Here is a 21958-nt window from a genome sequence, read left to right on the forward strand (position 1 = left end):
GGACTCGCCCGCTCAGGCTCGGCTGCGGCCGACGGTGGCCAGGGCGACCACGGCGGCGACGACCATCAGCGCGGCGCCGGTGAACGAGGTGAGGACGACTCCCGAGTCGAACGCGTGGCGCGCCGAGTCGACGAGGGCCGAGCCCACCGCATCCGGAAGCGCCGCACCCGCGTCGAGCGCGCCGGCGAGGGTCTCGCGCGCGGCGGAGGCGGCCTCGTCGGAGACGCCGCTCGGGATCACGAGGTGAGCTCGGTAGGCCGCCGCGAGCACGCCGCCCATCACGGACGTGCCGAGCACCGCGCCCAGCTCGTACGCGGTCTCCGAGACCGCTGACGCGGCTCCCGCCTTCGCGGGCGGGACGGACGCGATGATGATGTCGTTCGACAGCGTCTCGGCGAGTCCGACGCCCACCGAGAGGGCGGCGAACGCGGTGCCGAGCAGCAGGACCGAGGCCGAGGCCCCCGCCAGCGCGATCGTGAGGTAGGCGGCGCCGGAGAGCAGCAGGCCGGAGGCCATCAGCACGGCGGGGCGGATGCGCCGCACGAGGCGCACCACGACGAGCCCGGCGACCATCATGAGCGCCGCCCCCGGCACGAGCACGAGGCTCGCCTCCAACGGGCCCAGCCCCACCACGAGCTGCAGGTGCTGCGAGAGGAAGTAGAGCAGGCCCACCAACGAGACCACGCTCATGAGGTTGACCAGCACCGAGCCGGTGAACGCCGGCACGGCGAACAGCCGCACGTCGAGCAGCGGATTGCGCTGACGCAATAGGCGACGGACGAACAGGACACCGGCGACGATTCCGAGCACCGCTGCGCCGAGGGTGAGGAGGTCGACCCCCTCGGTGGCGACATGTTTGATGGCGAACACGATCGGCGCGAGCGCGAGCATGGACAGCCCGATCGAGGGCAGGTCGATGGGCCCGGGATCGGGGTCGCGGGACTCGCGGATGACGAAGGGCGCGAGCGCCAGCAGCGGCACCAGGATGGGCACGGCGATCAGGAACACCGAACCCCACGGGGCCACCTCGAGCAGGAGGCCGCCGACGATCGGGCCGACGGCGCCGCCGAAGCCGAAGCCGGTGGCCCAGATGGCGATGGCGAGACGGCGCTGCTCGCGGTCCTCGAACATCCCGCGGATGAGCGAGAGCGTGCACGGCATGATCGCCGCACCGAAGACGCCCATCAGCAGACGGGCGACGAGCAGCATCTCCGCCGAGACGGAGAACGCCGCGAGGACGGAGACGACCGCGAACCCGGTCGCCCCGACCAGCAGCAGTCGTCGCCTGCCCCACCGGTCGCCGAGGTTGCCCATCGTGACGAGGAGCCCCGCGAGCACGAGCGGGTAGACGTCGACGATCCAGAGCTGCATCGCGGCGCTCGGCTTCAGGTCGAGCGCGATCCAGGGCAGCGCGAAGCTCAGCACCGTGTTGTCGATGGAGACCAGGAGCACGGGGAGCATCAGCACCGCGAGTCCCAGCCAGTCCCGAGCACCGGCGCGCACGGGTGAGGAAGGCGTCTGGAGGATCATGGCGACGTCTACTATACCGTCTGGACGGTACAGTGGCGAGTGACCGGACCCGTGCTTGCGCGGCTTGCAGTGTTGCGGAGAGGAGAATGGCAGCATGACGTCGGCCCGAGAGCGCATCCTCGACGCCTACGAGCGGCAGCTCGTCGAGCTCGGGGAACGCGGATCCACGCTCGACGCGATCGCCGTCGAGGCGGGGGTGTCGAAGGGCGGGCTGCTCTACCACTTCAAGTCGAAGGACGACCTCGCCTCGGGGCTCATCGCCCGGCTCACGGAGCGGGGCGCCGCCGACCTGGCGGGCTTCCCCGACACCGCCGAGAAGGCGATCCACCACTTCATCGTCGCCGCGAGCGACGTCGACGACCCTCTCGGGGCGAGCTACCTCGCCACCCAGGTGCTCGCCCGCGCGGGGCGTGCGGATGCGTTCGCCGCACTCCAGGACCTCGAGGAGGGCTGGTACCGCGCCATCCTCGAGCTCACCGGTGACCCCGTCGTCGCGAGGCTGATGCAGCTCGTGTCCGACGGCATCTACTACAACGCGGCGGTCGTGCCCGAGGGGTCGCCGCCCACGGCATCCGGCTTCACGCTGGTGCCCCTCGGCGAGGAGCGCGAGGCGATCATCGCCCGCCTGCTCTCGCTCCTCCCGCCCGCGGGCGCGAGTGGTCAGCGCGGCCAGTAGGGCCTGAACTGCACGCTGATGCGGGGGCCGACGGCGCGCTTGGTCTTGAGGATGGCGTGCTCGTGCGTGCGCTGGCAGCTGCCGCCCATCACGATGAGGTCGCCGTGCCCGACGGGGAAGCGCATCACCGCACCGCCGCCCTTGCGTCGCACCGAGAGCGTCCGCTCGGCGCCGACGGAGAGGATGGCGACCATCGTGTCCTGGTGCAGGGTGCGGCCGACACGGTCTCCGTGCCACGCGACGCTGTCGTCGCCCGTGCGGTAGAAGCAGAGCCCTGCGGTCTCGAACACCTGCCTGGGCGGACGGCCGTAATGATCGTTCAGGGCCTCGCGCGCTTCGGTGAGGATCGGCAGCGGCAGCTCGTCGCCCCTCCCGTAGCGTGAGACGAGCCGAGGCACGTCGACGACGCGGTCGTACATCTCGCGCCGGTCGGCGACCCACGGCACGTGCAGGGCGAGCTGCTCGAACACCGCGTCGGAGTCGTCGAGCCAGCCCGGCCGCAGATCGAGCCACGCCCCCTGCGACAGCGTGATGCGCTCGACGGCGTCGCCGAGCGGCTGGAGGCCGGGGCCGCCGTCGAGGAGGTCGAGGGTGTCGAACAGCGACCCCTGATACTGCAGATCCATATGCACGACCCTACCGAGTTTCGAACACATGTTCTAGTGCAGGCGGTTCGTCGACGGCCTCTCGGGGGGTCTTGACCGCGTCCGGGAGACTGGCTAACATACAACCTAATGGTTGTATCAGAGGATCTCTCGCAGGACGACGTCGATCGCCTCTTCAGGGCACTGGCCGACGCGACGCGGCGTGACATCGTGACGCGGGTCATGGCATCCGGGCAATCGGTGTCGTCGCTGGCCGAGCGCTACGCCATGAGCTTCGCGGCCGTGCAGAAGCATGTCGCGGTGCTCGAGCGGGCACACCTGGTCCGGAAGCAGCGCAACGGGAGGGAGCAGATCGTGCATGGAGATGTGGACGCCGTCCGCGCCGCCACCCGTCTGCTCGAGGGCTTCGAGAGGATCTGGCGGCAGCGCGTGGATCGTATGGACGACATCCTCGCGACCGACGAGCCGAGCGCTCGCGGCCGCGACCGACAGAAGGAGTGACAGTGCCTGTCATCGCTACCGAGAAGGACGCCGAGGCCCTGACCCTCGCCATCGTGGCCGAGTTCAGCGCCGATGTCGCCAGGGTGTGGCAGCTGTGGGCTGACCCGCGCCGGCTGGAGCGGTGGTGGGGCCCGCCCACCTGGCCCGCCACCTTCCACGCCCTCGACCTTCGCCCGGGTGGGCGTGCGACCTACGTCATGACCGGGCCCGACGGCACCCAAGCGGGCGGGGTGTGGGAGATCGTCACGGCCGAGGCCCCGACCTCGTTGTCCTTCGAGGATCGCTTCGCCGACGAGCGCGGGGAGCCGAACCCCGACATGCCGACGACCCACGTGACCGTCACGCTCGAGGCGATCGGCGGTGACGTCGACCGCACCCGCATGGTCGTCACCTCGCGCTTCGAGAGCGTCGAGCAGATGGAGCAGCTCATCGCGATGGGAATGGAGGAGGGCCTCCGGGAGGCCATCGGCCAGATCGACGGGCTCCTCGTCCACTAGCTCGCCACTCCGCGTGAAGGTGAGCTCTCCTCTGTCCCGTGTGGCCGCCCTCCTCGCCGTCGCCGGGGTGGTGGGCCTGGCGGGGTGCGCGTCGAGCTCGACACCGACGGGGGCGGATGGCGTGCCGGGCGCGAGCCCCACGCCGACCCCGACGCCTCCTTGGCCGGACGACTCCGGGCCCGTCGTCGTGATCGAGTTCGAGCGCGACGGGACGCCGACGACGCTGACGGGCGAGCTGAAGCCGGGCGGGCTCCTCTCCTGCGTCGGCGACTCCATCACCATCGCGAACAAGTCGCCCGAGGCCGGGGTCGGCGTCAGCTTCGACGTCGTGGATGACGACCGGGTGCTGAGCTGGGTGGTGGGCGACGACCTCGTCGCGCAGTTCAGCGGGTCCGGGGCGCTTCAGATGGAGGTCGGCGACGACGGCGCGACGACCTACACCGCCCTCGGTGCGGAGGGGTGGGCCTCGGTGCAGCCCCGCGACCCCGCTCTCGCCTCGATCGGCGACTACGACCCGTCGGTCGCGGAGCAGCTCGACGCCACGAGCTCCTTCACCGCCACCTGCCCCGCACCCTGACCTGCGCGGCACTACCCTGACCGCATGGAGAGAGTGGTGGGGGTCGGCGGGTGGTTCGTGCGCGCATCCGACCCGGAGGCGCTGAGGGCCTGGTACCGCGACGTGCTCGGGATGGAGCTCGACGAGTACGGCTCGTGGACGACCGAGCATGGCCCGACGGTGTTCGCCGTGTTCGAGGCCGACAGCGACTACCTCGGACCGCGCACGCAGCAGAGCATGATGAACCTCCGCGTGCGCGACCTCGACGCGATGCTGGCGCAGCTTCGCGCGGCCGGAGCCGACGTCGACGACGAGGTGCAGGACATGGACGGCGTCGGCCGCTTCGGCTGGGTCACCGACCCCGAGGGCACGCGGATCGAGCTCTGGCAGCCGGCCTGAGCCGACCCGAACCCCTTCCCGGCCGGGGCAGGGGCCCAGGATGCGCGCCTAAGCTGGAGGGCATGACCGGCAGCTTCCCCGCCGTGCGTCCCCGTCGCCTCCGCAGCACCCCCGCTCTGCGTCGCCTGGTGGCCGAGACCCGCATCGACCCCGCTCAGCTCATCCTCCCGCTCTTCGTGCGCGACGACGTGGTCGACCCCGTCCCCATCACGTCGATGCCGGGGGTCGTGCAGCACACCGTCGACACCCTGAAGGCGGCGGTGAACGAGGCCGCCGACCTCGGCGTGGGCGGCGTGATGCTCTTCGGCGTGCCGAGCGACGAGGTGAAGGACGGCGTCGGATCCGCGGCCACCGACCCCGAGGGCGTGCTCAACGCGGCCACTCGGGCGGTCGCCGCCGAGGTGGGCGACGCGATCGTCGTGCAGACCGACCTCTGCCTCGACGAGTTCACCGACCACGGCCACTGCGGGGTGCTCGCCCCTGACGGCAGCGTCGACAACGACGCGACCCTCGGCCGCTATCGCGACATGGCCGTCGAGCAGGCTCGGGCGGGCTCGCAGCTGCTCGGCCTGTCGGGGATGATGGACGGCCAGGTCGCCGCCGTGCGCGCGGCGCTCGACAACGAGGGCTTCCAGGACGTCGCGATCCTCGCCTACGCCGCGAAGTACGCCTCCGCCTTCTACGGCCCCTTCCGCGAGGCCGTCGGCTCGACGCTCAAGGGCGACCGCAAGACCTACCAGCTCGACCCCGCCAACCGCCGCGAGGGTCTGCGCGAGGCGCTGCTCGACGTCGACGAGGGCGCCGACGTGGTGATGGTGAAGCCCGCCATGAGCTACCTCGACCTCGTCGCCGACGTCTCCGCGGCCGTCCCCGTGCCGACCTGGGCGTACCAGGTGTCGGGGGAGTACGCGATGATCGAGGCCGCCGCCGCGAACGGCTGGATCGATCGCGACCGGGCCATCCTGGAGAGCGTGCTCGGCATCCGCCGTGCCGGTGCCGAGGCCGTGCTCACCTACTGGGCCGTCGAGCTGGCGGAGCGTCTGAGGAAGGAGGGCCGCGCGTGAGCACCACGACGAACCAGGCCGAGTTCGAGCGCGCCCAGCGCTCCATCCCCGGCGGCGTCAACTCGCCCGTGCGCGCCTACCGCTCCGTCGGTGGCACACCGCGCTTCCTCGTCTCGGCACGCGGTCCCTACGTCACGGATGCGGAGGGTCGCGAGTACGTCGACCTCGTCGCCTCCTGGGGCCCCGCGATCCTCGGCCACGCGCATCCGGAGGTCGTCGCCGCCGTGCAGGCGGCCGCCGCCCGCGGGCTCTCGTTCGGGGCGACGACCCCGGCCGAGTCCGAGCTCGCCGAGCTGGTGCGTGCCCGCGTGGAGGCCCAGGGCGTGCACCCGATCGAGCGGCTGCGGCTCGTGTCGACGGGGACCGAGGCGACGATGACCGCCATCCGCCTCGCCCGCGGGGTGACCGGTCGCGACGTGCTCGTGAAGTTCGCCGGCCACTACCACGGCCACTCCGACGGGCTCCTCGCCGAGTCGGGGTCGGGACTGGCGACGCTCGCCCTGCCCGCCTCCGCGGGCGTGCCCGCGGCGGTCGCCGCGCAGACGATCGTGCTGCCCTACAACGACCTCGACGCCGTGCGCGCGGTGTTCGCCGAGCGCCCGGGCGAGATCGCGGCGATCATCACCGAGGCGGCGCCCGCCAACATGGGTGTCGTGACGCCGGAGCCCGGGTTCAACGCGGCTCTCGCCGAGATCGCGCACGCGAACGGGGCGCTGCTCATCGTCGACGAGGTGCTGACCGGCTTCCGCACGGGGCCCGCCGGATGGTGGGGCGTCGAGAACGGCGCCGGGCTCACCGAGCCCGCCGAGCATCCGTACCGGCCCGACCTCGTCACCTTCGGCAAGGTGGTGGGCGGCGGGATGCCGCTGGCCGCGCTCGGCGGCCGCGCCGAGGTGATGGAGGCGCTCGCGCCGCTCGGACCGGTGTACCAGGCGGGCACCCTGTCGGGGAACCCGGTGGCGGTGGCGGCGGGCATCCGCACCCTGCAGCTCGCGGATGCCGCCGTGTACGAGCGGCTCGCCGTCGTGTCCGACGCGGTGTCGTCGGCGGTGTCGGATGCTCTCGCGAAGACGGGGGTCGCGCACAGCGTGCAGCGGGCGGGGAGCCTGTTCAGCTTCACGTTCGGCTCCGCCACCGCGCCGCGCGACTACGCCGACGTGCAGGCGCAGGAGGCGTTCCGGTACGCGCCGTTCTTCCACGCGATGCTCGATGCCGGCGTCTCGCTGCCGCCCTCGGTCTACGAGGCATGGTTCGTGACGGCCGCCCACGACGACTCCGCCGTGCAGCGCATCCTGGAGGCACTGCCCGCCGCGGCCCGCGCGGCGGCGTTGGCGAAGCCCTCGGCCGCCTAGGCTCGGTGGCGTGAGGGACTCAGCGCTGATCGGGCCCGTCGAGGCGCCCGATCTGCAGGTGATGACCTTCAACATCCGACGGCGGATGCCCCTCGACCCCCGGCCCGCCGACAGCTGGTCCCGTCGAGAGCCCGCGGTCGCGGCCGTCCTCGAGGAGGCGCGGCCGACGCTGCTCGGCGTGCAGGAGGCCCTGCCGGGCCAGGCCGCCGCGGTCAAGCGGGCGCTCGGGCGCGGGTACCGGATGCTCGGACACGGCCGCAACGCCGACGGCCGGGGCGAGGGCACCCCGCTGTTCTTCGACTCGACACGGCTGCGCCTGCTCGAGTGGCAGCAGCTCGCCGTCTCCGCCACGCCCGACGTGCCGGGATCGCGTACCTGGGGCAACCGCACACCCCGGATGCTGGTGCGCGCCCTCTTCCTCGACCGGGTCACCTCGGCGCGGTTCATCATGATCAACACCCATCTCGACAACGCGTCGCGCCGCTCCCGCTTCGAGGGTGCGAGGATGCTGCGGCAGAGGGCGGAGAGCGACGGCCTGCCGACGATCATCACCGGCGACTTCAACTCCGGCGAGGGCACCGAGCCGCTCGACGAGCTGTTCTCCGACGGCGCGCTCGTCGACGCCTGGCACGCCGCGGCCCGCAGGCTGAGCCCGCTCTGGGGGACCTTCGAGAACTACCGCGATCCGCGCCCTCATCGGAAGCGGATCGACTGGATCGTCGTGTCCGCCGCTATCGAGGTCTCCGCCGTCCAGATCGGGGTGCGCCGGCCGAAGGGCGTCTGGCCGTCCGACCACCTGCCCGTCCAGGCCGTGGTGCGCATCCCGGCCCCCGACGCTGTGTGATCAACCCCTTCCCAGGCGGCGCCGCTGGGAGTATGCCCGAATCGTTATGCGCGGCGGCGGGCCGCCCCTGCCCAACGTCGGCGAGGCGCGGCAGACTAGAGGCATGGCAGTCCTCTTCGTGCACACAGATCGGCTCGAGATCCGTCTGACGCGCACCGAGAAGCTGCTGTCGTTCCGTCGCACCGACATCGTCATCCCGCTCGACGACATCAAGTCCGCCGTGCTCACCGACGACCCGTGGATCTGGGTGCGCGGCATCCGCGCGCCGGGCTCGGCGATCCCGCTGACCCTGGCGATCGGCACCTGGAAGCACCACGACGGCAAGGACTTCCTCATCGTCAAGCGCACCCGCTCCGCGGTCGTGATCGACCTCGAGCGCCAGGAGTACTCGCGCCTCATCGTCACCACCTCGCACGCCGTCGAGCTGCTGCGCGCCCTCCGCCTCCCGCCCGAGGAGGGCACGGAGCGCATCGACGTCTGAGTCGGTCCCTCCGGGGTCGACGCCGGCTTGTGCTGTCGCTTCGACACCGAATCCGGGCAACCTCGCCGGATAGCGGCGGACTTCACCGGAATCGGTGTCGAAGCGACGACGACCGCCAAGGGGTCAGCGGCTGAGGTCGACGACCGTGCGGCCGCGGACGGCGCCGGCGAGGATGCGGTCGGCGAGCGGGAGCACGTCGGCGAGGCCGATGGTGGTCGTCATCGAGTCGAGGGCGTCGAGGTCGAGCTCGGCGGCGAGGGCCGACCATGCGCGCTCGCGGAGGTCGACGGGCGCCTCGACGGAGTTCGCGCCCGTCAGCGTCACCGAGCGCAGGATGAACGGCATCACCGTCGCAGGCAGGTCCGGCCCCTGCGCGAGGCCGCAGGCCACCACGGCGCCGCCGTACCGCGTCTGGGCGAGCACGTTCGCGAGCGTGCGGCTGCCCACCGAGTCGATGGCGCCGGCCCAGCGCTGGCTCTGCAGGGGGCGACCCTCCGCATCCGACAGCTCGTGCCGGTCGAGGAGGTCGGCGGCCCCGAGGGCGGTGAGGTACTCGCGCTCCTCGGGGCGACCGGTCGAAGCGATCACCCGGTAGCCGCGCCCGGCGAGCAGCGACGTCGCGATCGAGCCCACGCCGCCGGCCGCGCCCGTGACGAGCACGTCGCCGTCGTCGGGGGAGACGCCGAGGTCCGACAGGGCCAGCACGGCGATCATCGCGGTGAACCCCGCCGTGCCGATCGCGGCGGCGCGTTCGGGGCTGATCGAGGCGGGCAGTGGCACGAGCGCCTCGGCGCGGACCCTGGCGCGGTCGGCGAACCCGCCGTGGCGGGCCTCCCCGATCCCGTCGCCGTTCAAGACGACGAGGTCGCCCTCCTCGAAGCGAGGGGTCTCCGACGCGGTGACCCGCCCGACGATGTCGATGCCCGGCACGAGCGGCCACTCGCGGACCACGCCGGGCCGCCCGGACACGGCGAGCCCGTCCTTGAAGTTGACGCTCGAGTAGAGCACGTCGAGCGCGACCTCCCCGGTCAGCTGCTCGTCGTCGAACTCGGTCAGCTCGCCCGGCGCACCCTTCTCGGGCACCACGATCGCTCTCGTCACATCTCCTCCTCGGCCCGCCGCGGCATCGTCAGACGGGGCGCTCTCGACCCTAGCCCCGAGATGCCGTACGCTGGCAGGCTCGCCACCGACCGGGAGGCGGGCGGAAGGAGTCCGGCATGACCGGCAACGACCGCTTCCTCGAGGCCAATCGCGCCAACTGGGACGACCGGGCGACGCTCCACGCGGCGCGCACCGGCAGCGGCTACGAGACGGGTCGCTTCGTCGACGACAGGGAGCTGCTGTCCGACGTCGTGACCTTCGACCGCGAGCGGCTCGGCGACATCCGAGGACTCGACGTGGTGCACCTGCAGTGTCACATCGGCACCGACACGCTCTCGCTCGCGCGGCTCGGCGCGCAGTCCGTCGTCGGGCTCGACTTCTCGGAGTCGGCGATCGCCGAGGCGCGCCGCCTCGTCGCCGAGACCGGTGACGCCGTCGAGTACGTGCGGTCGGATGTGGACGGTGCGGTCGACGCGCTCGGCGCGGGTCGCTTCGACCTCGTCTACACCGGCATCGGCGCGCTGTGCTGGCTTCCCCGCATCCGCGACTGGGCCTCGGTCGTCGCCCGGCTGCTGAGGCCCGGCGGCCGGCTGTTCATCCGGGAGGCGCATCCGATCCTCTGGACGATGGACGAGCGGATCCAGCCCACGTACCCGTACTTCGAGCACGCCGAGCCCCTCGAGTGGGACGAGGACGACAGCTACGTCGAGACCACGCGCAAGCTCACCGCCACGAAGACCTTCGAGTGGAACCACGGCCTGGGCGAGATCGTCACCGCGCTGCTCGACGAGGGCCTCGCGATCACGGGGCTGGTCGAGCACGAGACCGTCCCGTACGTGCCGTTCCCGGGGCTCATGGTCGAGGCGCCGCTCCGGGAGTGGGCGCTCGCCGAACGCGCGGGGACGCTGCCGCTCACCTACACGCTTCAGGCCCGGAAGGTCGGGGAGGCGCAGGAGCGGTGAGGGGGTTGCGCGGATAGGGTCGGAGGCATGGCAGACGACCAGCAGTCCGCATCCGCCCCGCAGTCGGGGCTGAGCCCCGAGCAGCTCGAGGGCTCACAGCACCTCGAGAAGCGGTCGGTCGGCGGCGAGGCGCGGTACTACGTGAAGGACCTCGAGAAGCACCTGAGGGCGTGGAACCACCCGAACCCCGACGGGCTGGTGGCCTACTTCTCGCCCGACGGGAGGTTCCACGCGCAGGGTGTGGAGCGCGAGCACCAGCTCGCCCTCATCGGCATGATGGGCGGCGTCGTCGCCTGAGCCCGCACGGGCCCCGGGCCTGAGCCCGGACGGGCCCCGTCCCGAATGGGCTCGGCGCCGAACTCCTGAGACAATGGCGGGGAGGGGGCGAGCACCAGAAGGAGGCGGATCGGCCGCGTGTCGACTGAAGACCTCGAAGAGGCGTCCCTCGCGGAGCACATCCGCAGGCGCACGTTCCGCGGCTCGCTCGGCCTCGTCGTCGACAGCCTCTTCTTCCTGTTCGGCACGGCTGCCGCGGGCTGGCTCGCGTACCTCGTCGCCACCGAGTCGTTCGCCAAGGGCTGGCAGCAGCTCTGGTTCCTCGTCGTGTTCTGGGCGGTCGTCGCGTACCTGCTGCTCCCGCGGGTGCACAGCATCCTCACCCTGTTCTACGTCCCCGACTACTTCATCGGTCGGGCGAAGACGCGGGAGGGGCTGCTCGGCGACCCCGTCAACGTCGCGCTCCGCGGCACCGAGGAGCAGATCCACGAGGCGATGACGCGGGCCGGGTGGCACCGCGCCGACGACATGGGCCTGCGCAGCGCGCTGCGCACGATCCGCGCCACGATCACGCGTCGCAGCTATCCGGATGCCCCGGTGAGCGCGCTCTACCTCTTCGGGCGGATGCAGGCCTTCACCTACCAGCAGGAGGCCGGCAACACCTCGAAGCGGCACCACGTCCGCTTCTGGGCCTGCCCGGCCGGGTGGCTCCTCCCCGGCGGCGTGCGGGCCGACTGGATGGCGGCGGGCACCTACGACCGGGCGATCGGCCTCTCCTTCTTCACGCTGCAGCTCACCCACCGGGTCGAGCGCGACACCGACCGCGAGCGCGACTACATCGTCGAGACGCTCGCGGAGGGGAACGAGTCGGTGCGGGTCGAGACGATCCGCAACTTCTCGAGCGGCTATCACCACGTGAACGGCGGGGGCGACGCGATCTCGACCGACGGCGACCTGCCGATCGTCGACGTGTCGCGGGTGCCGACCTGGGACGTCGCGACCCGGCCGTCGGCCGACCGGGAGTCGAGCGCGATCAACCCGCTCGGGACCACGATCGGCGAGCGCCCGCAGTCGATCTACCTCGGCGTCCTGCTCATGGCCTTGCGCGTGGCCTCGGCGATCGTCACCGCCATCGTCGTGGCGCTGTCGCTGCCCGAGGCCGAGCGGAGCATCCGCAACCTCTCCGGCGCCCTGACCCCCGAGGATGCGCAGTACCTCTCGTCGCTGGTCCTCGCCTCGTTCGTGTCGGTCCTGGGGCTCGCGATCGCCTTCTACTCCGCCCTGGCGTACCTGATCTACCACGGCCACAACTGGGCGCGCTTCGCCGCCATGAGCATCAGCACCGCCGCCGTCGTGGGAGCGGCGCTCAACTTCTGGCACGGCGGCCCGGAGATCACGCTGCAGACGAACCTCGTCGGGCTCTCCTTCGACGTGCTCGTCCTGCTGGCGCTCTCGGGCACGGATGCGCGCAGCTTCGCGCACCGCCGGGGGCTCGAGCGGCGCGCATCCCGCGCCCGGCGCCGGGCCGAGCGGCTCGCCGAGGCCGCGACCGCGTAGCGGCAGCGCACGGCGCCTCCCCGTTTCGCCATGCTCGTGGTCTTTCGCCACGCGCCCGCCTGTGGCGAAAGGCCAGGAGCGTGGCGAAAGCCGGGCGGGCGTGAGCGAGGATGGACGGATGCGGACAGCGGTCATCGTGGGCGGCGGGATCGGCGGCCTGACGGCCGCGCTCGCGCTGCGGGAGTGCGGCTGGGACGTGACCGTGCTCGAGCAGTCGCCCGAGCTCAGCGAGATCGGTGCGGGCATCCAGATCGCGCCGAACGCGACGCGGGTGCTGGTGGCGCTGGGCCTCCGCGATGCTCTCGAGCGCGTCGCGGTCACGCCGCTCGAACAGGTGCGTCGGCGCTGGTCCGACGGCGAGGTGATCGCGTCGATGCCCATGGGCGACGAGCTCGAGCGGCGGTACGGCGCACCATACTGGCAGCTCCACCGCGGCGACCTCTTCCGCGTCCTGCTCGACGCCTGCCGCGATCCGGATGAGGAGGGTCGCGTGGTGCGCATCCTCACGTCCTTCCCCGTGGTCTCCGTCGAGGACTCGGGTGCGAGGGCGACGGCCGTCGCCGCCGACGGGCGGCGGGTGTCGGGCGACCTCCTCCTCGGGGCCGACGGCCTCCGGTCGACGGTGCGCACCTCCGCGGGGTTCCCGGGGGAGCTGCTCCGCGAGAACGAGATCTCCTACCGGGCGCTGATCCCGCGGACGGTGCTCGAGGCCGACCCCGAGACCGAGTGGATCACCCACCGCCCCGACAACACGCTCTGGTACGGGCCGGGCGCGCACGCCGTGCACTTCTTCCTCCACAGCGGCGAGACGCTGTGCCTCGTGGTGCAGAAGCACGGGTCCGACGCGCGGCTCGACGACGCTCCGTCCGCGCTCGTCACCCGGGACGAGTTCGTCGCCACCGTCCCCGGCTGGACGCCGCGGCTGCTCTCGCTCCTGGCGAAGGCCGGCGACGACGTGCTCCTGCAGCGGCTGCTGCACCGTGCGCCCCACGACGACTGGGTCCACGGACGGATCGCGCTGCTCGGCGACGCCGCCCACGCGATGCTGCCCTACCAGGGCCAGGGCGGCTCGCAGGCGATCGAGGACGCCGGCGTCCTCGCGGCCGAGCTCGAGGGCCCTGGAGCCGACGACATCGACGCGGCTCTCGAGCGCTATCGCGCCCGGCGCGCGCCGATCGCCGCCGAGCTGCAGCGCGCATCCCTGGTCAACAAGCACTTCCTCCACCTGCCCGACGGACCGGAGCAGCGCGCCCGCGACGCCCTCCTCCGCCACCGCTTCGCGGGCGACGGCGGCGTCACCTTCGACTGGATGTGGAGCCACTGACCCCGACCCGGTCCCGTCCTGCCCGGCCCGGCCTGGGTCGCGCGTCGAGGATAAGTGAGCATTGCGCGAATAGTCACGATGCGCTATCTTCGACGCATGCTCTCCTCGGCCCAGGTCCTGCGTGACGCTCGTCGTCAGGCCGGCCTCACGCAGGCTCAGCTCGCGGCATGTGCGTCCGTGACCCAGAGCGTGGTGAGCGCCTATGAGGCGGGTCGACGCGAGCCCTCGCTGCGCACCCTCATCAAGCTGGTGGGCGCCACCGGCCAGATGCTCGAGATCCGGGTCAGCGCTCGCTCCGAGGCGGCCACGCGGCTGAGGGGGAGGCTCGACGAGAGCGCGGACGAACTGAAGTCGGCGCTGGGTGAACTCGGTGCGCGCTCGATCCGCGTCTTCGGGAGCGTCGCTCGGGGGGATGCGACCGACTCGAGCGACATCGACCTCCTGGTCGATCTCGACGAGGGTGTGAGCCTGATCGACCTTGCTCGGATCCAGCTCGAAGCAGAACGCATCCTCCGCACCGGGGTCGACGTCGTCCCGGCAGACTCGTTGAAGCCCGCAGTGCGCGCCCAGGCACTCGCTGACGCGATCATGATCTGACTCGTCGCCCCCGTCGATCCGGTAGCTCGTCTTCGTGCGCGACGATTCCGCTCGTCTGGAGGACATCGTGGTCGCCGCGCGGGCGATCGCCGGATACCTCGCGAGGGACGGTGCCGACGACGACATCCTCTTCGACGCGATCAGAGTGCGCCTCATCGAGATCGGAGAGGCGGCCAAGGGGCTGAGCGAGTCCACGAGAGCCCAGCAGCCCTCGGTCGACTGGGTGCCGATCGCGCGCATGCGCGACCTGCTGGCCCACCGCTACTTCGACACCGCCCACTCGATCGTGATGCAGACCGCGATGAAGGACGTGCCCGTGCTCCTGTCGGTCGTCGAGCGGATGCGGGCGGGAGGGGAGGAGGATGCGCGGGGGAGCTAGGGGGTGCGGTGGGGGCGGCCCGCGTGGATGTCGCGGGCGGCGTGCTGCAGCGCGGCGAGGGCGGCGCGCTGGGGCCACGGGCCGTAGGAGATGCGGGCGACCCCGAGCGAGGCGAGGTGCTCGAGCGAGAGGGGCGAGTGCAGGTGGCCGATCAGGCTCACGCGGCGCTCGCCGATGGCCTGGACGAGCCGCTCGATCACGGCCACCTCGGTGACACCCGGGACGAAGACGCACGCGGCGCCGGCGTCGAGGTAGGCGCGGCCCCGCTCGACCGCATCCTCGATGGTGTCGTCGAGGGGACGGTCGCCGCGGAGCAGGAAGGCGTCGGTGCGCGCGTTGAGCACGAAGGAGGGCAGGCCCTCCGCGTGGGCCGCGTTGACGGCGGAGGCCACGTTCTCGACCGACTCGATGTGGGGCCGCATCCCGTCCTCGAGGTTCGCGCCCACGACGCCGAGGCCGATGGCGCGGCGGACCGTCTCCCCCGGTGACCCGTAGCCCGCTTCGAGGTCGGCGGTGACCGGGAGGTCGGTGCAGAGCGCGATCCGGCCCACCATGTCGAGCATGAGGTCGACGGGGATCTGCTCGCCGTCCTCGTAGCCGAAGACGGCCGCGATCGCGTGGCTCGCGGTGGCGATCGCCCGCGTCTCGGGCACCTCGGCGAGGGCGGTCGCGCTCGCGACGTCCCACACGTTCACCAGCGCGAGCACCTCGTGGGCCTCGTGGAGCTCGAGCAGTCGAGCGGCCCGCTCGCGCCGCCCGGCATGCAGGGTCGTCATGGCGTCAGCGTACCGTGCGCCCGGGTGGGTGAACGGGGACCTCCCCGCCACGCGAACCCACGATGCTGTGCCGCGGGAACGGGCCGGTCAGGCGGTCGCACCGCTGACGATGACCGCGATCGTCCAGAAGATCGCAGCGCCCACCGCGATCGCGAGCGTGGAGTAGCCGAGGATGAGACCGGTGAGCGCCTGATTCCGCCCGAGGCCAACGACCCGCGAGCGGTTCATGCCGACATGTCCGAGCACCACCGCCACGATGGCGCAGGGGCCGGCCGTGAAGGCGACGAAGAAGCCCACGATCGGGATCACCATCCACACGCCGAAGGCGACGGAGATGATCCCCAGCACCAGAGCGGCCACGGCGACGCCGTTCCCCGGCGGACGCTGGACCACGATGGGAGTCGCCGCCGCAGGCGGGACGGGTGTGTACGGCGATGGTGGCTGCGGGTGGGTCACGGTGGCTCCTCGGCTCAGGGTCCCGACGGGAGCAGTATAGGTGAGGATTAGTCAGCCACGTCAAGCGGGCGGATGTCCGTGCTCGGGTCAGGCGGCGTGGGTAGCGCAGGAGGGGGCGGCGGGGGCGCAGTCGTCGCAGACGACGAGCTGCGTGCGGCAGGAGAGGTCGGCGCAGTTCTGCATCCGGCTCGTCGCGGCGCCGCAGGAGGCGCACTCGCCGATGACCGCGGGGCTGTCGCCGTAGTCGACCGAACCGCGCCCGTCGAAGACGTAGAGCGAGCCCTTCCAGAGGCCGGAGGAGCCGAAGCGCTCCGCGTAGCGGACGATGCCGCCGTCGAGCTGGTACACCTCCTCGAAGCCGCGGCTGCGCATGAGGGACGAGAGCACCTCGCAGCGGATGCCGCCGGTGCAGTAGGTGACCACCGGGCGCGACTTGAGGTGGTCGTAGCGCCCGCTGTCGAGCTCCGCCACGAAGTCGCGCGTGGTCGCCACGTCGGGCACCACGGCGCCGTCGAAGCGGCCGATCGCGGCCTCGAACGCATTGCGCCCGTCGAAGAAGACCACCTCGTCGCCGCGCGACTCGACGAGGGCGTGCACCGCATCCGGATCGAGGTGTCGGCCGCCGCCCACCACGCCGCCCTCGTCCACCGCGAGCTCGTCGGGGGCGCCGAAGCTCACGAGCTCGTCGCGCACCCGCACCGAGAGCTTCGGGAAGTCGGTGCTCGCCCGGTAGACCGTGTGAGGCGACGCCGGCTCGTCGGTGAGGCCGGTTCCCTCGCTCCACTTCACGTCGAGGTCCGAGAACGGCCCGAACTCCCTCGTCTTCCGCAGGTACCGCTTCACCGCGTCGAGCTCGCCGCCGAGGGTCGCGTTGATGCCCTGGGGTGACAGGAGGATGCGTCCGCGGAGACCCAGCGACTCGCAGAGGTCGCGCTGCCAGAGGCGCACGGCCTCGGGGTCGGGCACGGGCGCGAAGACGTAGTAGAGGATGATCTTCGGAATCGCCACCCGCCGATCCTAGGTCGTACGCCTCCGAGCCCGCCCGCCCTCGAGCGCTGAGCAGCACTACCCAGACGGTCTTCGCGGCCGGCCCGACGCGTGACAGCATGACGGCGGCGTCGGTCGTCGTCGCCGTGAGGAGACAGCATGCGCCGCGAACAGCCCCAGACCCCTGCCACCCCGGAGTCCGCAGAAGGACGCCGTCGGGCGCGTCTGCTCCTCCTCGGCGCCGCCGTCGTGGCGACCGTCACGCTGGGACTCGCCGGATGCACGTCGAGCTCCGGCACGGTCTCCTCGGGGGACCAGGCGCAGGCGAGCGCCACCTCGACGAGCAGCGCCGCAGAGGACGACGACGATGACGATGACGACGACGCTGTCGGCGGTGGCAGCGACGTGCAGGGCTCGACGTTCGCCGACGCCCGGGCGGTGCTCGACGCCTTCCTGAAGGCCGGTGGCACCTGCGAGAACCCCAAGGACTCCGGTCTGAGCGTGGCCACCTCGTCGCTGGACTGCACCGGGCCCTCCGGCGGCACGCAGACGATCGCGGTGTTCGCCACCGAGGACGAGGCGAAGAAGTGGTACGACGCGCAGACCGTCGTCAAGACGGATGCGAGCACCAGCTACCTGCTCGGAGGCAACTGGGCGATGGTGGCCGACGCGACCAGCATGAACGCCGGTCAGAAGCTCGGCGTCCGTGATCAGACCATCGTCATGAACTGAGCCCTCGGGGGCCGGCACGGCGAGGCCGGACGCGGGGCGCGGGGCGCGAGGTGCGGGGCGCGCAGGAGCGTAGCGTCGGGTCATGGGACTCATCGCGATCGAAGAGCATTGGAACCTCCCCGCGCTGACCGACGAGGTCCGCCGCCTGCCTGAGGAGCGGGGCGACCCCAGCATCGTCCTCGACGAGATGGGGGACAACCTCGAGCGGCTCGACGACCTGGGCGACCTGCGCCTGGCGATGATGGACGAGCAGGGCATCGACGTGCAGGTGCTGTCGCTCGCGCCGCCCGGCACGCATCCTCTCGATCCGACGGCAGCCGTCGAGTGGAGTGCCCGAGCGAACGACATCGCCGCTCGGGCCGTGGCGGCGCACCCCGACCGGTTCCGCGCGTTCGCGTCGCTGCCCCTGCCGGACCCGACGGCGGCGGCCACCGAGCTCGAGCGGGCGGCGGGCCTCGGCCTCGTGGGCGCGATGGTCTACGGGCGGGCGGGGGCGATCCCGCTCGACGACCCCCGGAACGACGAGGTCTTCGCTACCGCCGCCCGGCTCGGACTGCCCGTGTTCATCCACCCTCAGGTCCCGTCGAGGACGGTCCGCGACGCGGCCTACAGCGGATTCGGCGGGCTGACCGACCTCGGGCTGGCGACCTTCGGATGGGGATGGCACCTCGAGGCCGCGCTCGCGGCCCTGCGCCTGATCGTGGCGGGCACGTTCGACCGCCATCCCGAGCTTCAGATCGTGCTCGGCCACTGGGGTGAGCTGCTGCTGTTCTGGAAGGACCGCATCGCGAGCCTCGCCCGCACGGCGGGCCTCGAGCGGAGCATGCTCGACTACCTCCGCGAGAACGTCTGGATCACCAGCTCGGGGATGCTCGACCCCGCGCTGCTGAGGCAGACGCTCGAGGTCACCACGCCCGACAGGCTGCTCTTCTCGACGGACTACCCGTTCCAGCGGCCGAGCCGCGCCGACATCCGGACGTTCCTCGCCGCCTTCCCGGGGGAGGAGGCGCGGACGGCGTTCGCGGAGGGCAACGCCAGGAGGCTGCTCCGCCTCCCGGGCTGACGCGCGCCGGACCGACCAGGCGCCTCACGCCGGAAGGGGGCCGCCACGCTCCTCGAGGAGCTGCTGCATGTACTGGATCTCGCCCGTCTGGGCGAACACGATCGAGTTCGCGAGGGCGAGCACCATCGGGTCGTCCGTGCGTGCGATGACCGCATCCGCCATCTCGACCCCGCCCTGGTGGTGCGCGATCATGAGCTGGAGGAAGATCCGCTCCGCGTCGGTCCCCTGCGCGGCGGTGAGTCGCGCGATGTCGGCGTCGGAGGCGTAGCCGGGCATCGTCGTCGGGACCGCGTTCGCCCCCGGCGCCATGCCGTGCCCGGACATGTCGTCCGCGCCCGGGGTGATCACGGGCTGCAGCATCCACGTCATGGGCGGCTGCGTCGAGGCCTGCGGGAGGTTCCAGGCATTGAGCCAGGCGAACATCTGCCCGGACTGCTGGGCCTGCGACGTGGCGATGTCGTAGGCGAGGCTGCGGACGGCCTCGTCGTCGGTGCGATCGCGGACCAGCATCGCCATCTGCACCGCCTGATCGTGGTGCGTCTGCATGTCGCGCGCGAAGCCGACCTCGGCGCTGCCCTCGGCCGGTGACGACGAGCGCGGGGCGAGGAACCACCCCGCGAGGAAGCAGACGAGGCCCACCGCGATCGCGGTGGTCAGGGCGGCGGCCAGGCCCCGCCCGCGCCCGGCCGAGCGTGCGGAGACGGCGGGCCGACCGGACGAGGCGTCGTCCTCGACCTCCGGCGCGTCGCCGTCGGCGCGACCGCCGTCAGCTCCGGCGGCCGTGTCCGAACCGCGGACGGACGGGGTCACGCGACCCGACCCGGGCCGTCGAGCCCGCCCGTGCACGCCGCGCCCGGCTCCGGCGCGTCGTTCGAGCGCCAGAACTTCGTGATGAACTCGCCGAGACGGGGATCGTCCACGCCGTCGAGCTTCACCTGCTCTCCCCACGCCGAGGCCACCACGGGCGCGCCGAGGCCCGGGTAGGGCGAGAGGACGATGTAGGTGGAGGGCAGGGCAGCGCGAAGCGCGTCCACCCCGGCCGCATCGACCGCATCCGGGTCGTAGGTCACCCAGACCGCGCCGTGCTCGAGGTCGTGGACGGCGTTCTCGTTGGGCACGGGCTCGGAGTACACACCGCAGTTGAGCCAGATCGAGGCGTGGTCGCCGCCGACCGGGGGCGTCTGATCGTAGGTGACGGAGCCCTGCACGTGGTTGGCGGTGAGGTTCGGGTACGACTGCAGCCCGTCGATGGCGATGCTCGCCGGGTCGACCTTCGGCGCCGCGTTCACGATCACCAGGGTGATGACCAGGGCCAGCACGCCGACGCCGCCGACGATGCTCGAGACGATCGTGATCATCCGGTTGCGGCGCTGCCGCGCCTGCGCGCGCTGGAACTCGGCGACCTTCTCGGCCCGGCGCTGCTCGCGCTGCTGCTTCACCGTGAGCTGACGCTGGGCGTCCTTGGCCTTCGGGGGGATCGGGTTCGACCCGGATCGGGGGGACTGGTTGCTCACGTGGGACTCTCCGGCTCGATCTCGAAAAGGTTGCAGGTGCAACGTACCGGCGTAGTTCAGGAGTCTGCTGGGAGCGTGCGCGCCGCGACGGACTCGAGCACCGCCTGCGCTGCGGCGAAGCCGCCGAGCCCGGAGACGGCGCCACCGCGTCGCGACCCCGATCCGCACAGCATCACCCGGGGATGCGACGTCGACACTCCCCAGCGCGCCGCCGGGGTGTCGAGCGGCTCGTCGTCCTCGGCGAAGGGCCAGGAGAGCGCGCCGTGGAAGATGTTCCCTCCCGGCAGCCGCAGTGCGTCCTCGAGATCGGCCGTCGTCTTCGTCTCCACGCACGGGCGACCGGAGGCATCGCGCAGCAGGAGCGGTTCGATCGGCTCGGCGAGCACGCTGTCGAGCGACTCGAGCGCGGCACGCTGCAGCTCGTCGCGCGTCGCGTCGAGCCGATGCGGGGTGTGGAGTCCGAACAGGGTGAGCGTCTGCGCGCCGCCCTCCTGCAGCTCGGGAGAGAGGATGCTCGGGTCGGTGAGGGAGTGGCAGTAGACCTCCGCGGGCAGCGGCGCCGGGATCCGCCCGCGCTCGGCCTCGGCGTGGGCCTCCTCGAGCTGCCGGTAGCCCTCATGGATGTGGAAGGTCCCGCCGAACGCCTCCTCCGGGGACACCGACTCGTCCCGCAGCCGCGGGAGGCGCGAGAGCAGGAGGTTCACCTTGACCTGGGCGCCCTCCGCGGGCGGCGGCGGCGCGTCGCCGAGGAGCCGGGCGAGCTCGTGCGGGGAGGCCCCGCTCAGCACCCGATCCGTGGTGAGCGTGTGCTCGACGCCCTCGACGACCACGCGCACGGCGGCCGGGGCGCTCTCGTCGCCCGCGTCGACGGCCACGACCTCGGCACCCGTGACGATCTCGGCTCCGCCGTCTCGCGCGGCGCGGGCCAGCTCGGCGGTGAGGGCGCCCATGCCGCCCACGGGGACGTCCCAGTCCCCGGTGCCCTGACCGATGAGGTGGTAGAGCAGGCACACGTTCTGCTGCAGGCCGGGGTCGGTGAGTGAGGCGAAGGTGCCGATCAGCGCATCCGTCGCGACGACGCCGCGCACGGTGTCGTCGCGGAAGCGGCGCTCGATCGCGTCGCCGATCGGACGCTCGACGATCTCGAGCCACAGGGCATCGTCGGCGAGACGTGTGCGCATCTCCTCCCGGGTGGCCAGAGGCTCGGTGAGCGAGGGCCAGACGACTGTGGCGAGACGGGCGAGGTCGGCGTTCCATCGCTCGTAGGCGTCCGCATCCGGTGCCGCCCCGAGTCGCTCGAACGAGCCCTGCGTCGCAGGGCCGTCGAGCGTGTCGATGAGCAGTCCCCGGTCGGTGCCGGGTACGGGGGTGTACGAGGAGTACCGGCGGCGTCGCAGCTCCAGCTCGAGGCCCAGGTCGTCTCGGATGCGCTGCGGCAGGAGGCTGACGAGGTACGAGTAGCGCGACAGTCGCGCATCCATGCCGTTGAAGGCATACGACGAGATGGCGGCGCCCCCGACCGCGTCGAGCCGCTCGAGGACGCAGACCGCCAGGCCCGCGCGAGCCAGGTAGGCGGCCGCGACGAGTCCGTTGTGCCCGCCACCGACCACGATCGCATCCCATCGCCGCTGCATGCGGGAAGCTTACGGGGGCGTCCGCTCGCCGTGTCGGTCCCTGCACAGCGGCGTCTGCGGCGCGTCCCCCTCCACAGACCGGCCGAGAAGGGCCG

General features: G+C 72.1%; 26 protein-coding genes. 17 read left to right on the forward strand and 9 right to left on the reverse strand.

What is annotated here, in order from left to right; translation table 11 throughout:
- Positions 1-12 precede the first annotated feature (12 nt).
- The gene (locus IEX69_RS13530; RefSeq protein ID WP_085017843.1) at positions 13-1530 is read right to left on the reverse strand and encodes an MFS transporter; all 1518 of its coding nucleotides are present in this window, start codon (positions 1528-1530) and stop codon (positions 13-15) included.
- A 94-nt stretch (positions 1531-1624) separates the two neighbouring features.
- On the opposite strand from IEX69_RS13530, the gene IEX69_RS13535 reads away from it, so the two are divergent.
- Positions 1625-2206 (forward strand): TetR/AcrR family transcriptional regulator, encoded by a 582-nt coding sequence (locus IEX69_RS13535; protein WP_085017844.1) that lies wholly within the window; start codon positions 1625-1627, stop codon positions 2204-2206.
- Here the strand turns inward: IEX69_RS13535 and IEX69_RS13540 are convergent.
- Positions 2191-2832 (reverse strand): alpha-ketoglutarate-dependent dioxygenase AlkB, encoded by a 642-nt coding sequence (locus tag IEX69_RS13540; protein ID WP_085017845.1) that lies wholly within the window; start codon positions 2830-2832, stop codon positions 2191-2193. The two genes, IEX69_RS13535 and IEX69_RS13540, sit on opposite strands and share 16 nt — an antisense overlap.
- Before the next feature lie 108 nt (positions 2833-2940).
- Here IEX69_RS13540 and IEX69_RS13545 point away from each other — a divergent pair, with 108 nt between their 5' ends.
- The 8 genes from IEX69_RS13545 (at position 2941) to IEX69_RS13580 (ending at position 8505) form a co-directional block, all read left to right on the forward strand.
- Positions 2941-3312 carry an ArsR/SmtB family transcription factor gene (locus IEX69_RS13545; protein ID WP_085017846.1) on the forward strand — a complete coding sequence of 124 codons (372 nt, stop codon included), beginning with the start codon at positions 2941-2943 and terminating at the stop codon, positions 3310-3312.
- Between the two features lie 2 nt (positions 3313-3314).
- Entirely contained in the window at positions 3315-3809 is a 495-nt protein-coding gene (locus tag IEX69_RS13550) for an SRPBCC family protein (protein ID WP_085017847.1), read from the forward strand.
- Between the two features lie 19 nt (positions 3810-3828).
- Entirely contained in the window at positions 3829-4386 is a 558-nt protein-coding gene (locus tag IEX69_RS13555) for a hypothetical protein (RefSeq protein ID WP_157127053.1), read from the forward strand.
- 24 nt (positions 4387-4410) lie between these two features.
- Positions 4411-4764 (forward strand): VOC family protein, encoded by a 354-nt coding sequence (locus tag IEX69_RS13560; protein WP_085017849.1) that lies wholly within the window; start codon positions 4411-4413, stop codon positions 4762-4764.
- 62 nt (positions 4765-4826) lie between these two features.
- Complete coding sequence (hemB, locus tag IEX69_RS13565; protein WP_085017850.1) at positions 4827-5828, forward strand: porphobilinogen synthase; 1002 nt, start codon at positions 4827-4829, stop codon at positions 5826-5828.
- Positions 5825-7180: a glutamate-1-semialdehyde 2,1-aminomutase gene (gene hemL / locus IEX69_RS13570; RefSeq protein ID WP_085017851.1), complete on the forward strand. Its 1356-nt coding sequence runs from the start codon at positions 5825-5827 to the stop codon at positions 7178-7180. The genes hemB and hemL overlap by 4 nt, the downstream gene beginning before the upstream one ends.
- A gap of 10 nt (positions 7181-7190) precedes the next feature.
- Positions 7191-8024: an endonuclease/exonuclease/phosphatase family protein gene (locus IEX69_RS13575; RefSeq protein ID WP_229756362.1), complete on the forward strand. Its 834-nt coding sequence runs from the start codon at positions 7191-7193 to the stop codon at positions 8022-8024.
- A gap of 103 nt (positions 8025-8127) precedes the next feature.
- A complete protein-coding gene (locus tag IEX69_RS13580) occupies positions 8128-8505 on the forward strand; it encodes a hypothetical protein (RefSeq protein WP_085017852.1) in 378 nt (125 codons plus the stop codon).
- A 123-nt stretch (positions 8506-8628) separates the two neighbouring features.
- Here the strand turns inward: IEX69_RS13580 and IEX69_RS13585 are convergent, their stop codons facing one another.
- Positions 8629-9606 (reverse strand): MDR family oxidoreductase, encoded by a 978-nt coding sequence (locus IEX69_RS13585; protein ID WP_085017853.1) that lies wholly within the window; start codon positions 9604-9606, stop codon positions 8629-8631.
- A gap of 116 nt (positions 9607-9722) precedes the next feature.
- On the opposite strand from IEX69_RS13585, the gene IEX69_RS13590 reads away from it, so the two are divergent.
- The 6 genes from IEX69_RS13590 to IEX69_RS13615 all read left to right on the forward strand — a co-directional run bounded on the left by IEX69_RS13590 (position 9723) and on the right by IEX69_RS13615 (position 14701).
- Positions 9723-10568 (forward strand): class I SAM-dependent methyltransferase, encoded by an 846-nt coding sequence (locus IEX69_RS13590; protein ID WP_085017854.1) that lies wholly within the window; start codon positions 9723-9725, stop codon positions 10566-10568.
- A gap of 27 nt (positions 10569-10595) precedes the next feature.
- Positions 10596-10865, forward strand: coding sequence for a nuclear transport factor 2 family protein (locus IEX69_RS13595; RefSeq protein WP_085017855.1), 270 nt, complete (start codon positions 10596-10598; stop codon positions 10863-10865).
- Between the two features lie 117 nt (positions 10866-10982).
- On the forward strand, positions 10983-12401 hold the full coding sequence (locus IEX69_RS13600) for an LssY C-terminal domain-containing protein (protein WP_229756363.1): 1419 nt from the start codon (positions 10983-10985) through the stop codon (positions 12399-12401).
- 118 nt (positions 12402-12519) lie between these two features.
- On the forward strand, positions 12520-13725 hold the full coding sequence (locus IEX69_RS13605; RefSeq protein ID WP_085017856.1) for an FAD-dependent oxidoreductase: 1206 nt from the start codon (positions 12520-12522) through the stop codon (positions 13723-13725).
- Between the two features lie 96 nt (positions 13726-13821).
- Complete coding sequence (locus IEX69_RS13610; protein WP_085017857.1) at positions 13822-14322, forward strand: nucleotidyltransferase domain-containing protein; 501 nt, start codon at positions 13822-13824, stop codon at positions 14320-14322.
- Positions 14323-14356: 34 nt separating this feature from the next.
- On the forward strand, positions 14357-14701 hold the full coding sequence (locus IEX69_RS13615; RefSeq protein ID WP_085017858.1) for a HepT-like ribonuclease domain-containing protein: 345 nt from the start codon (positions 14357-14359) through the stop codon (positions 14699-14701).
- Here IEX69_RS13615 and IEX69_RS13620 read toward each other — a convergent pair.
- The 3 genes from IEX69_RS13620 to trhO all read right to left on the reverse strand — a co-directional run bounded on the left by IEX69_RS13620 (position 14698) and on the right by trhO (position 16941).
- A complete protein-coding gene (locus IEX69_RS13620; RefSeq protein WP_085017859.1) occupies positions 14698-15477 on the reverse strand; it encodes an isocitrate lyase/PEP mutase family protein in 780 nt (259 codons plus the stop codon). The genes IEX69_RS13615 and IEX69_RS13620 overlap by 4 nt on opposite strands.
- 87 nt (positions 15478-15564) lie before the next feature.
- Entirely contained in the window at positions 15565-15933 is a 369-nt protein-coding gene (locus tag IEX69_RS13625; RefSeq protein WP_157127054.1) for a hypothetical protein, read from the reverse strand.
- An 87-nt stretch (positions 15934-16020) separates the two neighbouring features.
- Positions 16021-16941, reverse strand: coding sequence for an oxygen-dependent tRNA uridine(34) hydroxylase TrhO (trhO, locus tag IEX69_RS13630; RefSeq protein ID WP_085017861.1), 921 nt, complete (start codon positions 16939-16941; stop codon positions 16021-16023).
- 138 nt (positions 16942-17079) lie between these two features.
- Here trhO and IEX69_RS13635 point away from each other — a divergent pair, with 138 nt between their 5' ends.
- Both IEX69_RS13635 and IEX69_RS13640 read left to right on the forward strand, forming a co-directional pair.
- Positions 17080-17652 carry a hypothetical protein gene (locus tag IEX69_RS13635; RefSeq protein WP_085017862.1) on the forward strand — a complete coding sequence of 191 codons (573 nt, stop codon included), beginning with the start codon at positions 17080-17082 and terminating at the stop codon, positions 17650-17652.
- Between the two features lie 82 nt (positions 17653-17734).
- Entirely contained in the window at positions 17735-18715 is a 981-nt protein-coding gene (locus IEX69_RS13640) for an amidohydrolase family protein (protein WP_085017863.1), read from the forward strand.
- A gap of 24 nt (positions 18716-18739) precedes the next feature.
- Here the strand turns inward: IEX69_RS13640 and IEX69_RS13645 are convergent, their stop codons facing one another.
- From IEX69_RS13645 to IEX69_RS13655, 3 genes are read right to left on the reverse strand one after another with little or no spacing between them, the layout of a single operon-like run.
- Positions 18740-19525, reverse strand: coding sequence for a DUF305 domain-containing protein (locus IEX69_RS13645; RefSeq protein ID WP_085017864.1), 786 nt, complete (start codon positions 19523-19525; stop codon positions 18740-18742).
- Complete coding sequence (locus tag IEX69_RS13650) at positions 19522-20229, reverse strand: thioredoxin-like domain-containing protein (RefSeq protein ID WP_174604366.1); 708 nt, start codon at positions 20227-20229, stop codon at positions 19522-19524. The genes IEX69_RS13645 and IEX69_RS13650 overlap by 4 nt, the downstream gene beginning before the upstream one ends.
- Before the next feature lie 56 nt (positions 20230-20285).
- A complete protein-coding gene (locus IEX69_RS13655) occupies positions 20286-21863 on the reverse strand; it encodes a phytoene desaturase family protein (RefSeq protein ID WP_085017865.1) in 1578 nt (525 codons plus the stop codon).
- Between the last annotated feature and the right edge of the window lie 95 nt (positions 21864-21958).

The organism is Cnuibacter physcomitrellae (genome assembly GCF_014640535.1).
GTDB lineage: Bacteria > Actinomycetota > Actinomycetes > Actinomycetales > Microbacteriaceae > Cnuibacter > Cnuibacter physcomitrellae.

Coding starts and splice junctions, on each gene's coding strand:
- IEX69_RS13530 (WP_085017843.1), bottom strand. CDS start 1,530: ATGATCCTCCAGACGCCTTCCTCACCCGTGCGCGCCGGTGCTCGGGAC.
- IEX69_RS13535 (WP_085017844.1), top strand. CDS start 1,625: ATGACGTCGGCCCGAGAGCGCATCCTCGACGCCTACGAGCGGCAGCTC.
- IEX69_RS13540 (WP_085017845.1), bottom strand. CDS start 2,832: ATGGATCTGCAGTATCAGGGGTCGCTGTTCGACACCCTCGACCTCCTC.
- IEX69_RS13545 (WP_085017846.1), top strand. CDS start 2,941: ATGGTTGTATCAGAGGATCTCTCGCAGGACGACGTCGATCGCCTCTTC.
- IEX69_RS13560 (WP_085017849.1), top strand. CDS start 4,411: ATGGAGAGAGTGGTGGGGGTCGGCGGGTGGTTCGTGCGCGCATCCGAC.
- hemB (WP_085017850.1), top strand. CDS start 4,827: ATGACCGGCAGCTTCCCCGCCGTGCGTCCCCGTCGCCTCCGCAGCACC.
- IEX69_RS13580 (WP_085017852.1), top strand. CDS start 8,128: ATGGCAGTCCTCTTCGTGCACACAGATCGGCTCGAGATCCGTCTGACG.
- IEX69_RS13590 (WP_085017854.1), top strand. CDS start 9,723: ATGACCGGCAACGACCGCTTCCTCGAGGCCAATCGCGCCAACTGGGAC.
- IEX69_RS13595 (WP_085017855.1), top strand. CDS start 10,596: ATGGCAGACGACCAGCAGTCCGCATCCGCCCCGCAGTCGGGGCTGAGC.
- IEX69_RS13605 (WP_085017856.1), top strand. CDS start 12,520: ATGCGGACAGCGGTCATCGTGGGCGGCGGGATCGGCGGCCTGACGGCC.
- IEX69_RS13610 (WP_085017857.1), top strand. CDS start 13,822: ATGCTCTCCTCGGCCCAGGTCCTGCGTGACGCTCGTCGTCAGGCCGGC.
- IEX69_RS13620 (WP_085017859.1), bottom strand. CDS start 15,477: ATGACGACCCTGCATGCCGGGCGGCGCGAGCGGGCCGCTCGACTGCTC.
- IEX69_RS13635 (WP_085017862.1), top strand. CDS start 17,080: ATGCGCCGCGAACAGCCCCAGACCCCTGCCACCCCGGAGTCCGCAGAA.
- IEX69_RS13640 (WP_085017863.1), top strand. CDS start 17,735: ATGGGACTCATCGCGATCGAAGAGCATTGGAACCTCCCCGCGCTGACC.
- IEX69_RS13655 (WP_085017865.1), bottom strand. CDS start 21,863: ATGCAGCGGCGATGGGATGCGATCGTGGTCGGTGGCGGGCACAACGGA.